Source organism: Pseudomonas sp. P9_35, from assembly GCF_034008205.1.
GTDB lineage: Bacteria > Pseudomonadota > Gammaproteobacteria > Pseudomonadales > Pseudomonadaceae > Aquipseudomonas > Aquipseudomonas kilonensis.
Map to the genome: position 1 here is coordinate 3,727,629 of NZ_CP125373.1, position 15,056 is coordinate 3,742,684.

Genomic DNA, 15,056 nt, shown 5'->3' on the forward strand with positions numbered 1-15,056 from the left:
CGATTGAGCCCGTGCTCACTGCACCAGCGGCGAGTCGGCACCCTGAAGGTGAATGCCGCGAATGTCCGCCGCACCGATCAGGGTTTGCAGGTACTGCACCAGCGCTTTTTGCCACACGCCCTGCTGCAACTGGATACGAATCGCCGTCTCCACTGCCTCATACGGCAATGGCTGGCCATCGATTCGCTGGTCGATGCTGATCACGTGCCAGCCATAGCGACTTTCCAGCGGTTTACCGGCCAGGCCCGCCGGCAGGGTGAACAACTGGCGCTCCAGTTCAGGCACGGTCTGGCCCTTGCTGATCTGCCCCAGCGAGCCGCCCTGCGCCTTGGAAGGACACGCCGAATGCGTCAGCGCCAACTCGGCAAAACTGCCCGGGAACTGGTCCAGCCGCTCCAGCAGCAGCTCGGCCTGGACATGGGCCAGGCTGCGCGCCTCGGCATCGTCCGGCGCACATTCGAGCAGGATGTGCCGCACCGCCAGCAACGGCGCACTGTGAAAGCGCGCCCGGTTGTTTTCGTAGTAACGCAGGCAGGTTGCCTCGTCGCACTGTGGCACCTGCACCTCGCGTTCGAGCAACAACCGCGTCGCCGCCTCCTCTTCGTTTTCGCCGGCACCGACCTGCAACGCCAGGCCCAGTTCGGCGATACGTTGCTGGAGCAATTCGCGAATCACCAGCGCCCGAGCGGCCTGGTAGACCGCCTCCTCACGGCTGTCAGCCGGGTGATATTGCAGCTCCTGGGCCATCGCCTGCGGGGTGATCGACACCCCGTTGACGCTGATGATCGGCCACTCCTGTTCACTGCTGGCAATCAACTGCGGCGCTTCATCTTCCGCCACCGGCCCGGCCTGGGCCGGCTCGAACTGCACCGCCCCCGCCGGTTCGGCATCGGCCACCGGCGCGATTACCGGTGCCGCTTTTGCCGAAGAACCACAGCCGCCGCTGCCGCCACTACTACCGCCACACCCGCATCCACTCGCCATGATCTTCTCCTCAAAACTTCTGCCGAACGATTTGATAACGACGCCCCAGGTACCAGACCGGCGCACTGACGATATGGACCAGACGAGTGAACGGGAACAGCACGAACAGGGTCAGGCCCAGCACCACGTGGAGCTTGTAGACCAGGCCCACCGGCGCTATCGAGGTAGCGGCTTCAACCGGACGCAACAGCACGGTGTTCTGGGCCCAGTCGGCCAGCATCACCATCACCGAGCCGTCCATATGGGCGGTCGACGCCACGATGGTCATCAGCCCAAGTACCAGTTGCACCAGCAGCACCACCAGCACGAGGATGTCCGAGGCATTGGAGGTGGCGCGAACCCGTGGGTCGGTCAGGCGACGGTTGAGCAGCATCACCAGGCCGATCAGGCCCAGTACGCCGAAGAAACCGCCGGAGACCATCGCCAGCAACTGCTTGTTCTCGGTGCTCAGCACGTGGTGGTAGATCGCCGAGGGTGTCAGCAGGCCGACGAAGTGGCCGGCCAACACGAACAGCACGCCGATGTGAAACAGGTTGCTGGCCACGCGCATGCCGCGCTTGTTCAGCATCTGGCTGGAACCGGCCTTCCAGGTGTACTGGGACAGATCAAAGCGTGCCCAACTGCCGAGCAGGCAAATCGCCAAGGCGACATAGGGGTAGACCCCGAACAACAACAGATCCCATTTAGACATTGCCCACCTCCCCGGCTGGCGCTGCGGCCAGCCCTTCATGCTGAAAATCCACCCAGTGCAGCGGCACCGCACTTTCGTCTCGCGCCTTGCCCGGCGCGCTGGGCAGTGAACTGCAACGGTCCTGCTGTTCGGCCTTCATGAAGTCCACCGCCTCTTCTTCCCAGATCTTGTCCAGGGCTTCGAGGGAGTCATCCCGTGGCTCGGCCTTCACTTGCTCACGCAACTCGGCCACGGCCACCTGAGGCTCGGCCCCGGCGATTTGCAGCAAGGCCCGGAAGCAACTGGCGTAGGCGCTTTCACGCTCGTCCAGGCGCGCCGCGAGCAAAGCCAGCAGGTGCGCTACATCGGCCAGGCCCTCGCGGGCCTCGATGTCTTCGCGGGTGGAAAGAAACTCCAGGTACAGCGGGATGTAGTCGGGCAGTTCCTTGACGCCGATGGCGAAACCGGCCTCTTCGTACTGGGCCATCATGTCGACCATGGCCTGGCCCCGGTCACGGGATTCGCCATGGACATGTTCGAACAGCAGCAGCGACAGCGAACGACCGCGGCCGAACAGCGCACCGTAGTGCTCCTGGCCATCCATCAGGTCCTTGCCGCAGATCACCTCCAGCAACTCGAACAACCCGGCGCGCTGGTTCGGACTGATTTCCCGCGTTTGGAGAATCGCTTGTTCCAGCTCATCCCGACCGGCCACCAGGGTCTCGGTCGGGTAGTCGAGCAGCAACGAAATCACCTTGAGAATGCGCATGCTCATTCCTCCCACAACTGCACGGTTTTGATCACGTCGCGGCGGTTGGCCTTCTTGCCACCGAACATGTTGGTGTCGGAGCTGCCACTGCAACCGCTGCCAAAGCTGAAACCGCAACCGGAGCGCTCGGCGAACGCGTCGCTCATGGCGTCTTCGCGGTGGGCGCTTGGCACGACGAAGCGGTCTTCGTAGTTGGCGATGGCCAGGTAGCGGTACATCTCTTCCACCTGGTTCACGCTCAAGCCGACGTCGGCGAGCACTTGCAGGTCCTGCACGCCGTCGACCTGCTCGGAACGTTTGTAGGCACGCATCGCCAACAAGCGTTTGAGCGCAAGCTTGACCGGTTTTTCATCGCCGGCGGTGAGCATGTTCGCCAGGTAGCGCAGCGGGATACGCAGGCTGTCGACGTCCGGGATCACCCCGTTCATGCCCACGGTGCCAGCCGTGGCGGCGTTCTGGATCGGCGACAGTGGCGGCACGTACCAGACCATTGGCAAGGTGCGGTATTCCGGGTGCAGCGGCAGTGCGAGTTTCCAGTCCACGGCCATTTTGTAGACCGGCGAGCGTTGCGCCGAATCGATCACCGACTGCGGCACGCCATCGGCCAGGGCCTGGCGAATCACCGCCGGGTCGTTCGGGTCGAGGAAGATCTCCAGTTGTTTCTCGTACAGGTCCTGCTCATTGGCGGTGCTTGCCACTTCGCTGATGCGATCGGCGTCATACAGCAGCACGCCGAGGTAACGGATGCGGCCAACGCAGGTTTCAGCGCAGACGGTCGGCATGCCGGCTTCGATGCGCGGGTAGCAGAAGATGCATTTTTCCGACTTACCGCTCTTCCAGTTGAAGTAGATCTTCTTGTACGGGCAGCCGCTGATGCACATGCGCCAGCCACGGCATTTCTCCTGGTCGATCAGGACGATGCCGTCCTCCTCGCGCTTGTAGATCGCACCGCTCGGGCACGACGCCGCGCACGTCGGGTTCAGGCAGTGCTCGCACAGGCGCGGCAGGTACATCATGAAGGTGTTTTCGTACTCGCCGTAGATGTCCGCCTGGATCTTGTCGAAGTTCTTGTCCTTGCGCCGCTTGGCAAACTCGGTACCAAGGATTTCCTCCCAGTTCGGGCCCCATTCGATTTTCTCCATGCGCTTGCCGGACACCACCGAGCGTGGTCGCGCGGTGGGCTGGTGCTCGCCCAGCGGTGCGGTGTGCAGGTGCTGGTAGTCGAAGTCGAACGGTTCGTAGTAATCGTCCAGGCTCGGCAGGTCCGGGTTGGCGAAGATGTTCGCCAGCACGCGGAACTTGCCGCCGATGCGCGGGTTGATCGAACCGTCAGCGTTGCGGATCCAGCCGCCCTTCCACTTGTCCTGGTTTTCCCACTCCTTGGGATAGCCGATGCCAGGCTTGGATTCGACGTTGTTGAACCAGGCGTATTCCATGCCTTCACGGCTGGTCCAGACGTTCTTGCAGGTAATCGAGCAGGTGTGGCAGCCGATGCATTTGTCCAGGTTCAGGACCATGCCGATTTGTGAGCGAATCTTCATCTCAGTTCTCCTCGATATCAGTCGGCAGTGGACGCGGCAAATCATCGCCACTGGAACCATCGAGCCAATCGACCTTGACCATCTTGCGCACCACGACGAATTCGTCGCGGTTGCAACCGACCGTGCCGTAATAGTTGAAGCCGTAGGCCTGTTGGGCGTAGCCGCCAATCATGTGGGTGGGCTTGAGCACCACGCGGGTCACCGAGTTGTGGTGGCCGCCACGGGTCTTGGTGGTTTCCGAACCCGGCACGTTCACGATCCGTTCCTGGGCGTGATACATCATCACCATGCCTTCCTTGACCCGTTGGCTGACCACCGCACGGGCGGTCAGCGCGCCATTGACGTTGAAGCATTCGATCCAGTCGTTGTCCTCGATACCGGCGCGCTTGGCGTCGATTTCCGAGAGCCAGACAATCGGTCCGCCACGGCTCAAGGTCAGCATCAGCAGGTTGTCGCTGTAGGTGCTGTGGATGCCCCACTTCTGGTGCGGGGTGATCCAGTTCAGGACGATCTCGGTCTCGCCATTGCTGCGCTTGCCCTTCACGCCGGCGATGGTGCGGGTGTTGACCGGTGGCCGATAGCTCATCAGCTGCTCGCCGAACGCCTGCATCCACGGGTGATCCTGGTAGAACTGCTGGCGACCGGTGATGGTGCGCCATGGGATCGACTCATGGACGTTGGTGTAGCCGGCGTTGTAGCTCACGTGATCGTCTTCCAGGCCAGACCAGGTCGGGCTGGAAATGATCTTGCGTGGCTGGGCCTGGATGTCACGGAAGCGAATCGCCTCGTGCTCCTTGGACACCGCCAGGTGGCTGTGGTCGATGCCGGTGAATTCCGACAGCGCTGCCCAGGCTTTCACCGCGACATGGCCGTTGGTTTCCGGCGCCAGGGACAGGATCACTTCGGCAGCGTCGATGGCGCTGTCGATTTTTGGCCGCCCTTGGCTGATACCCGCCTCGACTTCCTTGTGGTTCAGTTCGCCGAGGAATTTAACTTCAGTATCAGTGTTCCAGTTGATGCCCTTGCCGCCGTTGCCGAGTTTTTCCAGCATCGGGCCCAGGGAGGTGAACTGCTTGTAGATGTTCGGGTAGTCGCGTTCCACCACGTGCAGGTTCGGCGCGTTCTTGCCCGGGATCGGCGCCACACCGGCACTTTTCCAGTCGGTGCCGCCAAACGGTTGGGCCAACTCGCCGACGCTGTCGTGCATCAGCGGTACGGTGACCAGGTCTTTCTCGACACCCAGGTGGCCGACCGACATGGCGGAAAACGCCTTGGCGATGCCCTTGTAGATTTCCCAGTCCGAACGCGATTCCCAGGCCGGATCGATGGCGGCCGACAGTGGGTGAATGAACGGGTGCATGTCCGAGGTGTTCATGTCGTCTTTTTCGTACCAGGTGGCAGTCGGCAAGACGATGTCGGAATACACGCAGGTCGAGGACATGCGGAAGTCCAGGGTGGTCACCAGGTCGAGCTTGCCAATGGCGCCCTCGTCGACCCACTCGGCTTCAGTGGGCTTGCACTCGGTGCCATGGCCGATGTCTTCGTTCATCACGCCGTTCTTGGTGCCGAGCAGGTACTTGAGCATGTACTCGTGGCCCTTGCCCGAGGAGCCCAGCAGGTTGGAACGCCAGATGAACATGTTGCGCGGGAAGTTCACCGGGCTGTCCGGCTGCTCGCAGGCAAAACGCAGGGAACCGTCCTGCAACGACTTGACCACGTAGTCCTTGGGTTCCATGCCCGCGGCGGCGGCGTCGCGGCAGATGTGCAGCGGGTTGGTGTTGAGCTGCGGTGCACTCGGCAACCAGCCGGCCCGTTCGGCGCGGATGTTGTAGTCCAGGGCGTGCTCGGGGAATTGCGATTTGTCGGCCAGGGGCGAGAGCACATCGTGCATGCTCATCTTCTCGTGGCGCCATTGCGAACTGTGCCCGTAGAAGAAGCTGGTGCCGTTCATTTGCCGTGGCGGACGGTTCCAGTCCAGGCCAAAGGCCAGGGGCAGCCAGCCGCATTGCGGACGGAGTTTTTCCTGGCCGACATAGTGGGCCCAGCCGCCGCCGGTCTGGCCGACGCAACCGCAGAGCATGAGCATGTTGATCAGCCCGCGGTAGTTCATGTCCATGTGGTACCAGTGGTTCATCGCCGCACCGACGATGATCATCGAGCGTCCACGGGTCTTGTCGGCGTTGTCGGCAAACTCGCGGGCGATCTGGATCGCCTTCTCGCGGCTTACGCCAGTGATCTGCTCCTGCCAGGCCGGGGTGCCGGGCACCGAAGCGTCGTCATAGTCCTTGGCAACGTTGGCGCCGCCCAGGCCACGGTCGATCGCCAGGTTGGCCGCCGACAGGTCGAATACGGTGGCGACTTTCGCCACGCTGCCATCGGCCAGCACCACGCTGTGCACCGGCACCCGACGGAACTGCACCGCGTCACCGGCCACATGCTGGAAGTACTCCTGGGCTTCGCCGGCGAAGTACGGGAACGCCACCTCGGCGACGTCGCCGCCGATCAGGCTCAGCTTGAGGTCGATCTCACGCCCCTCGCCGCCTTCACGGGGCAGGATGTTCCACTTGCCCTTCTCACCCCAGCGATAGCCGATGGAGCCTTGGGGCGAAACCAGTTCGCCGGCGGCATCCATGGCGATGGTTTTCCATTCCGGGTTGTTGTCCTGGCCGAGGTTGTCGGTCAGGTCGCTGGCCCGCAGGAAACGGTCCGGCTGGTAACCCGCACCCGGCGCAGCGCCGAGCATCGGCTTGAGCATCACCAGTACCGGCAGGTCGGTGTAGCGCTTGGCGTATTCGGTGAAATAGGCGCTCGGCTTGTCCAGGTGGAATTCTTTGAAGATCACATGGTTGAAGGCCTGGGCCAACGCGGCGTCGGTGCCCTGCTTGGGGTTGAGCCACAGGTCGGTGAGCTTGGCGACTTCCGAATAGTCCGGGGTGATCGCCACGGTCTTGGTGCCCTTGTAGCGCACCTCGGTGAAGAAGTGGGCGTCAGGGGTACGGGTCTGCGGGACGTTGGAGCCCCAGGCAATGATGTAGTTGGAGTTGTACCAGTCGGCCGATTCCGGCACGTCGGTCTGCTCGCCCCAGACCATCGGCGAAGCTGGCGGCAAGTCGCAATACCAGTCGTAGAAGCTCAGGCACACGCCACCGATCAACGACAGGTAACGCGAGCCGGCGGCATAGCTGACCATCGACATGGCCGGGATCGGCGAGAAGCCCACCACCCGGTCCGGGCCGTGTTCCTTGACGGTATAGACGTTGGCGGCGGCGATGATCTCGTTGACTTCTTCCCAGTTGGAACGGATGAAGCCGCCCATGCCGCGCTTGCTTTTATAGGAGTCGGCCTTGGCCTTGTCCTCGACGATGCTGGCCCAGGCTTCCACCGGCGGCAGGGTCTGCCGGGCTTCGCGCCACAGCTTGAGCAATGGCTTGCGAATTTTCGGGTACTTGAGCCGGTTGGCGCTGTAGATGTACCAGCTGTAGCTCGCGCCGCGAGGGCAGCCGCGTGGTTCGTGGTTGGGCAGATCGTTGCGGGTACGCGGATAGTCGGTCTGCTGGGTTTCCCAGGTGATCAAGCCGTTCTTGACGTAGATTTTCCACGAGCACGAACCGGTGCAGTTCACCCCGTGGGTGGACCGCACGATCTTGTCGTACTGCCAGCGCGAACGATAGACGTTCTCCCAGTCCCGGGATTCCTTGCGGGTCTCGCCGTGACCATCGGAAAACTCGCCTTGCTTGCGGTTGAAAAACCGCAGTTGATCCAATAAATGACTCACAGTGTGTTCCTCTCAGGCTTGCTCCGCGGGGTCTGCGCCCCGCCCACGCAATAGTTGAATTCGTCTTAGCAGGGAGTCGCCGCGCCCTTGCGGGCGTACCACCACCAGGTCACCACGATGCAGCTCAGGTAGAAGCCGACGAACATGTAGAAGGCCATCTCCGGGCCGCCGGTCAGGGCCATCGAAGTGCCGAATGATTTGGGAATGAAGAAGGCTCCGAAGGCGCCCATGGCCGAGCTGAAACCCAGCACGGCGGCCGATTCCTTGCCGGCGTTCTTGAGCGCCAACTCGCGTTGTTCGGGCTTTTTGCCCAGGGCGGACTTCTCGTGCAGGGTGCGGAAGATCACCGGGATCATGCGGAAGGTCGAACCGTTGCCCACGCCAGTGGTGATGAACAGCAACATGAACATGCCCAGGAAGCCGTAGAAATTGCCGCCCTGGCCGTTCTGCGGCAGGAAGTGCAGGACCCCGAAGACCATCACGATCATCAACACGAAGTTCCACAAGGTGACCTTCGCGCCACCGAGCTTGTCCGCCAGCCAGCCGCCCAGCGGCCGTACCAGCGCGCCCACCAGTGGACCGAGGAAGGCGAATTTCAGGGCAATGACGTCCGGGAACGAGGTCTTGATCAGCAGTGGGAAGGCGGCGGAAAAACCGATGAACGAACCGAAGGTGGCCAGGTACAACCAGCACATCAGCCAGTTGTGCTTGCGCTTGAAGATCACCGCCTGTTCGCTGAACGAAGCGCGGGCGCTGGACAGGTCGTTCATGCCGAACCAGGCAATCAGGGTCACGGCGAGGATGAACGGTACCCAGATGAAGCCGGCGTTCTGCAACCACAGCGAGCTGCCGTCGGCCAACACCTGCGGCTGGCCGCCCATGAAGCCGAACACACCGAAGGAAATCACCAGCGGCACGCTGAACTGCATCACCGACACGCCCAGGTTACCCAGCCCGGCGTTCAGGCCCAGGGCGGTGCCCTGCTGGGACTTGGGGTAGAAGAAGCTGATGTTGGACATGCTCGAGGCGAAGTTGCCGCCGCCAAAACCGCAAAGCAATGCGATCAGCACGAACACGCTGTAGGGCGTGGCCGAATCCTGCACGGCGAAGCCCATCCACAAAGCCGGTATCAGCAACGACGCCGTGCTCAGCGCGGTCCAGCGGCGCCCGCCGAAGATCGGCACCATGAACGAGTAGAAGATGCGCAAGGTCGCGCCGGACAGCCCCGGCAATGCCGCCAGCCAGAACAACTGGTCGGTGCTGAAGCTGAAGCCGATGGCATTCAGGCGCACGATCACCGTGCTCCAGACCATCCACACCGCGAAGGCCAACAGCAGCGCCGGGATGGAAATCCACAGGTTGCGCCGGGCGGTCAGCTTGCCGCTACTGCCCCAGAAAGCAGGGTCTTCCGGGCGCCAGTCATGAATGACCGGGCCCTTTTCAGGCGTTTGCAGAACGGACATGTTCTTCTCCTTGGGCAATGCTGGAAAACGGGGATTGAGTGGCCGGCGGCTGTTTACCCAGCAGCGGGCGCTTGCGCATTTCGCTGAAGTACATCCAGGCCAGGGAGACCCAGACCACGCCGTACATCAACATGAAGCAGGACGAGCGCACGCCGGTGAGATCCACCAGGGCGCCGAACATGATCGGCAGCACGAACCCGCCCAGGCCGCCGGCCAGGCCGACGATGCCGGACACCGCGCCCATGTTTTTCGGGTAGTCGTTGGCGATGTACTTGAAGACCGAGGCCTTGCCGAACGCGAAGGCGATGCCCATCACGAACAGCAGCACGGTGAACAGCGTGGGGGTGAGACCGATGTGGAAATCGACGATGCCGTTGACGGTCTGCACTTGCAGCTGCGTCTGGGGATAGGAGAGCAGAAACAGGCAGATCCAACTGACCCACAACACCCACCAGGTCACGCTCTGAGCGCCCCAGCGGTCAGACATCCAGCCACCGACGGCCCGCAGCACGCCACCGGGCAAGGAGAAACACGCCGCCAGCAGCGCCGCGCTTTGCAGGCTGAAGCCGTATTCCTGCACGTAGTACTTGGTCATCCACAAGGCCAGGGCCACGTAGCCGCCGAAGACGATCGAGTAGTACTGGCAGTAGCGCCACACGGCCGGCTCTTTCAGGGTTTTCAATTGCTCGCGCAACGTCGCGCCGCCGGTGCCGCTGTGTTCCTTTTTCTCGGTGGTGAGAAACCAGAACAGCAGCGCGGTGATGAACAGGATGGCGCTGAACACTTTCGGCACCAGGTGCCAGGTGCCGAACGCGATCAGCGCCGGAGCGAGGAACTTGGTCACTGCCGCACCGGCGTTGCCGGCGCCGAAGACGCCCATGGCAAACCCCTGGTTCTGCTTGTCGAACCACTTGGCGACGTAAGCGATGCCCACCGAGAACGAGCCACCGGCCAGGCCGACGAACAGGCCCAGCACCAGGAACTGCCAGAAGGCCGTGGCGAGGGTGATCATGTACAGCGGCAATACGCAGACCAGCATCAGCAGGAAGAACACGATCCGTCCGCCAAAGCGGTCGGTCAGAAGCCCCAGGGGCAAGCGCACCAGCGAACCGGTCAACACCGGCGTGGCAGCCAGCAGGCCGAATTGGGTTTCATTGAGGGCCAGCATTTCCTTGATCGGAACGCCGAGCACGGCAAACATCATCCAGACCATGAAGCACACGGTGAAGGCCAGGGTACTCATCCCTAGTACCAGCCCTTGTTGCACTTGCGCTCGCATCACGATGCACTCCGTCAGTTCGATGAGCGCAGCCTAGTGATACGAACCCCGCGAAAACTTGACCTGGATCAACGTGCGTCGGGGCGGTCCAGGCCTATGCTTGGCCCGTCTACCTCCAAGGAGGTAGACCCGGATATTGATACAACCCTTTATTTATCAATATCTTGAACAAGTCTGCCGAAGCTTTTATGGAAATGGAGCGGCCGACAACTCTTTAGAGGTAGTGCGCCCAGGATTGGCTGCTACACCCCCAGGTCCAGGGCGCCCCCTATGCTCGGTTCACAGTTTTGCCCCGCAGGCCCGCGTCGATGATGCGTTGGCTGCGCAGTTCCCTGCCCGCTCGCGCCGGGCTGGCGGTGATCCTGATCGCCATCCTGGCCTTGGCCAGTTCCTTGAGTGCCGGGTTGATCGCCTGGTTCAGCCAGGGCGACGCTGCTGCCATCAACACCGCCGGCTCCGTGCGCATGGAGACCTACCACCTGAGCTGGAAACTGGCGGCGGGGGCCAACGACGACATCCCGGCGATCACCGCCAGCCTGCAACAACGCCTCGACAGCCCAGCCCTGCGCGCCGTGCTGGAAGATGGGCCGGAAACCTCCCTGCACAAGAGCTATCGCGACCTTGTGCAACGCTGGAACCAGACCTTGCGCCCGGCCATCGAGCGTGGTGACTCGGCGTTTTTCCAGGCCAATGCCAATGCCTTCGTCAACCAGTTGGACCGGTTCGTCACCCTGCTGCAACGCCAGAGCGAGCACAAGCAAGGCTGGCAGCAGGTGATCCAGGGCGCGGCGCTGTTCAGCACCATGATCATCCTGCTGATCGGCCTGTATGAATTGCAGTACGGCGTGGTCACGCCCTTGCAGGAGTTGGTGGACGCCACCCAGCGCTTTCGCCGTGGCGAATTCCAGGTGCGAGTCAATCACCAGTCCGAAGATGAACTGGGCCAGTTGGCGACCAGTTTCAACACCATGGCCGAGACCATCGAGCAATCGCACCGCACCCTGGAAAACCAGGTCCGGCAAAAGACCCTGAACCTGCAACAGGCCAACGCCGCCCTGGAGCTGCTGTACCAGAGCAGTCGCAGCCTGGCGACGCGCCAGGCCAATGCCGAAGGGCTGGACGAACTGATCCGGCGCTTCCAGCAGCGCCTGCCGGGCCTGCGCCTGACGCTGTGCCTGCAAGGGCAATTGCAGTCACCGGCCAGGCACTTGCTGGCGTTGCATGGCGCCGACAGCCGCCAGGTCTGCGCCAGCAGCGATTGCGCCAGCTGCCATAAACGCAACGCTGCACGCCCGCAAGCCTTCAGCATCAGCAACCAGGGCAACGAACTGGGTGAGCTCAAGGCCCATTTTGTCGACGGCCACGCCGCGCAGCCCTGGGAAACCGCATTGATCCAGGCCCTGGCCAACCTGATTGGTACGTCGCTGTCGCTCAAGCGCCAGCGCGAACAGGACCATCGTCTGCTGCTGCTCGATGAACGCACGATCATTGCCCGCGAGCTCCACGATTCCCTGGCCCAGGCCTTGTCGTACATGAAGCTGCAAGTCAGCCGCATGCAGACCCTGATGCGTCGGGGCGAACCGGTGCAGACCCTGGAGACCGTCACCGGTGAACTGCGTGAAGGGCTCAACAATGCTTATCGCCAGTTGCGCGAGTTGCTGACCACCTTCCGCTTGCAGATCCACGATGACGGCCTGGTCGAAGAGCTCAAGGACACCGCCGAGGAGTTCTCCAACCGAGGGGACTTCAAGGTGCATCTGTTCGTCGACACCCTGGCCTTCGAGCTGTCGGCCAGCGAGCAGATCCACATCCTGCAGATCACCCGCGAGGCCCTGTCCAACTGCCTGCGCCACGCCCATGCCGAAAACGCCTGGCTCGAACTGCGCCAGGAAGGCGAGACCGTGCAGCTGTCGATCGAAGACGATGGCCGCGGCTTCAGTGGCGAGGTGGACCAGCGCGAACACCATGGCCTGAACATCATGAACGAACGAGCCCGCAGCCTGCGCGGCCAACTGCAGATTCACTCCCGTACACCCCAGGGCACCCGCATCCAGGTGCATTTCCAACCGGAATTCCTGGGCCAACACACCGAAGGCCTCGCAACATGAACGCCCCCCTGCGCCACACCCTGCTACTGGTCGACGATCATCCGATGATGCGTCGCGGGATCCGCCAGATGCTTGAACTCGAAGACGATTTGCAGATCGTTGGCGAAGCCAGCCACGGCGAAGAAGCCCTGACCCTGATCGAACCGCTCAACCCCGACCTGGTGCTGCTGGACAACAACATGCCGCAGATGAACGGCATCGAGACCCTGCGCCGGCTGCGCGCCATGCACTACACCGGCAAGGTGCTGCTGTTCACCGTGTCCGATGCCGAGGACGACATCCGCGATGCCCTGCGCCTGGACGCCAACGGTTACCTGCTCAAGGACATGGAGCCGGAGCTGCTGATCCAGTACATCCGCGATGCCCTCAACGGCGCCCTGGTGATCAGCCCGGGCCTGACCCGCGTCATGGCCCAGGCGCTACGCTCGCCACCGCGCCAGGCCGATGTGGAACTGACCGAACGCGAACGCCAGGTCCTCAAGACCATCGCTGGCGGCTACAGCAACAAAGTCATCGGGCACAAGCTGGGCATCACCGAAGGCACGGTCAAGGTGCATGTGAAGAACCTGCTGCACAAGCTCGGCTTGCGCTCACGGGTCGAAGCCGCGGTGTGGGCGATGGAGCATTTGCGCGGGGCGGGCTAGTCCTGGTTGGGGGCCATGAATAAACACACAACCTGTGGCGAGGGAGCTTGCTCCCGCTGGGGCGCGCAGCGGCCCTGTTTTTTTGGGGGCTGCTGCGCAGCCCAGCGGGAGCAAGCTCCCTCGCCACAGGATCTGTGTTCTGCAGGCATTGATTTGACTGGCATGGCCGCTCCTCATCCCTCTTCCGAGGTAGGCCTGCCGAGGCATAGGCCGGCGGCGATTTGGGCTCTACCATGACGGCACGCGGAGGTACGCCATGCTGACCCACCCTTCCATCGTTTTACTGTTGCGTCGTCATCACCTGTTCAGCCAACTGCCGGAGCGGGTCTTTGAGGATGTCTGCAGCCTGGCTGTCCTCAAACGCCTGGAATGCAACAGCACGCTCATGCACCAGGGCGATCCGGCCAAGCGGTTTTTCTTGCTGGTCAGTGGTCAGATCAAGCTGTTCCGGGTGACCGGTGAGGGCCAGGAGAACCTGGTGGAAATCATCCAGCCCGGCCAGACCTTCGCCGAGGCCTTGCTGTTCAGCCAGGCCCGTTGCTATCCGGTCAGTGCGTCGGCGATCAAGGACAGCGTGCTGGTGAGTATCGAGGGCACCCATTACCGCAAGGCCCTGGAGGACCAGCCCAAGGTCTGCCTGGCGATCCTGGCGAGCATGAGCATCCATCTGCACCAACGCCTCAAGGACATCGACAACCTGACCTTGGCCAGCGCCAGCCGGCGGGTGATCAATTTCCTGCTGCAGGAACGCGATCCGCGGGATGGTCAGGTGGTTTTGCAGGTGTCGAAGCGGCTGGTGGCTTCCAAGTTGGGGATTCAGCCGGAGACGTTTTCGCGGATTCTGCATCGGTTGGTGGATGGGGGGTTGATTGCCATGGAGCGGCGTCAGATTCATATCTTGTCCGAGGATGGGTTGGAGGCTTATCAGCAGTAGGTTTCTTTGTGTGAATATCCGTTATTTAGGTAACGGCTGATTATGGTTCCGCTCTTACAGCGGGTCACTTTCGAAAAGCCCGGAAGCCGGCCCAGTCGAAAGTAACCAAAGCGCTTCTGCCCCACCACTCGGTGCCTCGCCTAGGCTCGGCATGCCCTCACTCCGGCATTGCTCCGTGGGCCCGCCGCGAAGGGCCATCCATGGCCCAGCGCGGCTACCTCGGCATCCATGCCGAGGTGCCCACTCCACAATGCCTGCGTTCGGCCAGCGTGGTTAACGGGGCGCCCGAGATCAACGTCCACCACGAGGCGGCCTTATAGCCGACCTGGTTCTTGGTGGGACCGTGTTTCTCCTGTGGGAGCGAGCTTGCTCGCGAAGGCGTCGGCACAGCCAACACCACCGCAAACTGACCCACCGCTATCGCGAGCAGGCTCGCTCCCACATGGGTTTTCGGGCGCTCAAAGCATCTGCATACGACACAAGAACCTGTGGGAGCGAGCTTGCTCGCGAAGGCGTTAACACAGCCAACATCACTGCAAACTGACCCACCTCTATCGCGAGCAAGCTCGCTCCCACAATTTGGATTGGGGACAGCCGAAGAAACAGGTCGGCTACTAGGCCGCCTCGCGAGCAAGCTTTGCTCCCACAGATCTGATGGGTGTACGACCAGGAGAACCAGGTCGGCTGTTAGGCCGCCTCGCGATGGACGTTGATCTCGGACGCCCCGTTAACCACGATGGCTGAACGCAGGTATTGCGCAGTGGGCATCCCGGCATGGATGCCGGGATAGCCGCGCTGGGCCATGGATGGCCCTTCGCGGCGGGCCCACGGAGCAATGCCGGAGTGAGGGCATGCCGAGCCTAGGCGAGGCACCGAGTGTTGGGGCAAA

At 62.4% G+C, this 15,056-nt stretch carries 11 protein-coding genes; 3 read left to right on the top strand and 8 right to left on the bottom strand.

The window, feature by feature from the left end:
* Positions 1–15: 15 nt before the first annotated feature.
* The 7 genes from QMK47_RS16190 to QMK47_RS16220 form a co-directional block, all read right to left on the bottom strand.
* Complete coding sequence (locus QMK47_RS16190) at positions 16–984, bottom strand: peptidylprolyl isomerase (protein WP_320388730.1); 969 nt, start codon at positions 982–984, stop codon at positions 16–18.
* Positions 985–994: 10 nt separating this feature from the next.
* Positions 995–1,675: a respiratory nitrate reductase subunit gamma gene (gene narI / locus QMK47_RS16195; RefSeq protein ID WP_063320860.1), complete on the bottom strand. Its 681-nt coding sequence runs from the start codon at positions 1,673–1,675 to the stop codon at positions 995–997.
* Entirely contained in the window at positions 1,668–2,423 is a 756-nt protein-coding gene (narJ, locus tag QMK47_RS16200; RefSeq protein ID WP_214510208.1) for a nitrate reductase molybdenum cofactor assembly chaperone, read from the bottom strand. Before narJ ends, narI begins: the two co-directional genes overlap by 8 nt.
* A 2-nt stretch (positions 2,424–2,425) precedes the next feature.
* On the bottom strand, positions 2,426–3,964 hold the full coding sequence (gene narH / locus QMK47_RS16205) for a nitrate reductase subunit beta (RefSeq protein WP_018613428.1): 1,539 nt from the start codon (positions 3,962–3,964) through the stop codon (positions 2,426–2,428).
* 1 nt (position 3,965) lies between these two features.
* Entirely contained in the window at positions 3,966–7,739 is a 3,774-nt protein-coding gene (locus tag QMK47_RS16210; RefSeq protein ID WP_175360675.1) for a nitrate reductase subunit alpha, read from the bottom strand.
* 65 nt (positions 7,740–7,804) lie between these two features.
* Positions 7,805–9,202, bottom strand: coding sequence for a NarK family nitrate/nitrite MFS transporter (locus tag QMK47_RS16215; protein ID WP_214510206.1), 1,398 nt, complete (start codon positions 9,200–9,202; stop codon positions 7,805–7,807).
* Complete coding sequence (locus tag QMK47_RS16220; RefSeq protein WP_408980867.1) at positions 9,180–10,481, bottom strand: nitrate/nitrite transporter; 1,302 nt, start codon at positions 10,479–10,481, stop codon at positions 9,180–9,182. The genes QMK47_RS16215 and QMK47_RS16220 overlap by 23 nt, the downstream gene beginning before the upstream one ends.
* A gap of 308 nt (positions 10,482–10,789) precedes the next feature.
* Between QMK47_RS16220 and QMK47_RS16225 the strand changes: the two genes are divergently transcribed.
* The 3 genes from QMK47_RS16225 to QMK47_RS16235 all read left to right on the top strand — a co-directional run bounded on the left by QMK47_RS16225 (position 10,790) and on the right by QMK47_RS16235 (position 14,167).
* The gene (locus QMK47_RS16225) at positions 10,790–12,589 is read left to right on the top strand and encodes a HAMP domain-containing protein (RefSeq protein WP_258688249.1); all 1,800 of its coding nucleotides are present in this window, start codon (positions 10,790–10,792) and stop codon (positions 12,587–12,589) included.
* Positions 12,586–13,233 carry a two-component system response regulator NarL gene (gene narL, locus QMK47_RS16230; protein ID WP_024616161.1) on the top strand — a complete coding sequence of 216 codons (648 nt, stop codon included), beginning with the start codon at positions 12,586–12,588 and terminating at the stop codon, positions 13,231–13,233. The genes QMK47_RS16225 and narL overlap by 4 nt, the downstream gene beginning before the upstream one ends.
* A gap of 256 nt (positions 13,234–13,489) precedes the next feature.
* Positions 13,490–14,167 carry a Crp/Fnr family transcriptional regulator gene (locus QMK47_RS16235; RefSeq protein WP_320388731.1) on the top strand — a complete coding sequence of 226 codons (678 nt, stop codon included), beginning with the start codon at positions 13,490–13,492 and terminating at the stop codon, positions 14,165–14,167.
* 687 nt (positions 14,168–14,854) lie between these two features.
* Here the strand turns inward: QMK47_RS16235 and QMK47_RS16245 are convergent.
* Positions 14,855–15,040, bottom strand: a complete 186-nt coding sequence (locus QMK47_RS16245; RefSeq protein WP_253478735.1) for a nucleoid-structuring protein H-NS — start codon at positions 15,038–15,040, stop codon at positions 14,855–14,857.
* Positions 15,041–15,056 lie beyond the last annotated feature (16 nt).

What these genes read in the sequence shown, in the direction of transcription:
- QMK47_RS16190 (WP_320388730.1), bottom strand. Translation starts at nt 984, where the DNA reads ATGGCGAGTGGATGCGGGTGTGGCGGTAGTAGTGGCGGCAGCGGCGGC.
- narI (WP_063320860.1), bottom strand. Translation starts at nt 1,675, where the DNA reads ATGTCTAAATGGGATCTGTTGTTGTTCGGGGTCTACCCCTATGTCGCC.
- narJ (WP_214510208.1), bottom strand. Translation starts at nt 2,423, where the DNA reads ATGCGCATTCTCAAGGTGATTTCGTTGCTGCTCGACTACCCGACCGAG.
- narH (WP_018613428.1), bottom strand. Translation starts at nt 3,964, where the DNA reads ATGAAGATTCGCTCACAAATCGGCATGGTCCTGAACCTGGACAAATGC.
- QMK47_RS16215 (WP_214510206.1), bottom strand. Translation starts at nt 9,202, where the DNA reads ATGTCCGTTCTGCAAACGCCTGAAAAGGGCCCGGTCATTCATGACTGG.
- QMK47_RS16220 (WP_408980867.1), bottom strand. Translation starts at nt 10,481, where the DNA reads ATGCGAGCGCAAGTGCAACAAGGGCTGGTACTAGGGATGAGTACCCTG.
- QMK47_RS16225 (WP_258688249.1), top strand. Translation starts at nt 10,790, where the DNA reads ATGATGCGTTGGCTGCGCAGTTCCCTGCCCGCTCGCGCCGGGCTGGCG.
- narL (WP_024616161.1), top strand. Translation starts at nt 12,586, where the DNA reads ATGAACGCCCCCCTGCGCCACACCCTGCTACTGGTCGACGATCATCCG.
- QMK47_RS16235 (WP_320388731.1), top strand. Translation starts at nt 13,490, where the DNA reads ATGCTGACCCACCCTTCCATCGTTTTACTGTTGCGTCGTCATCACCTG.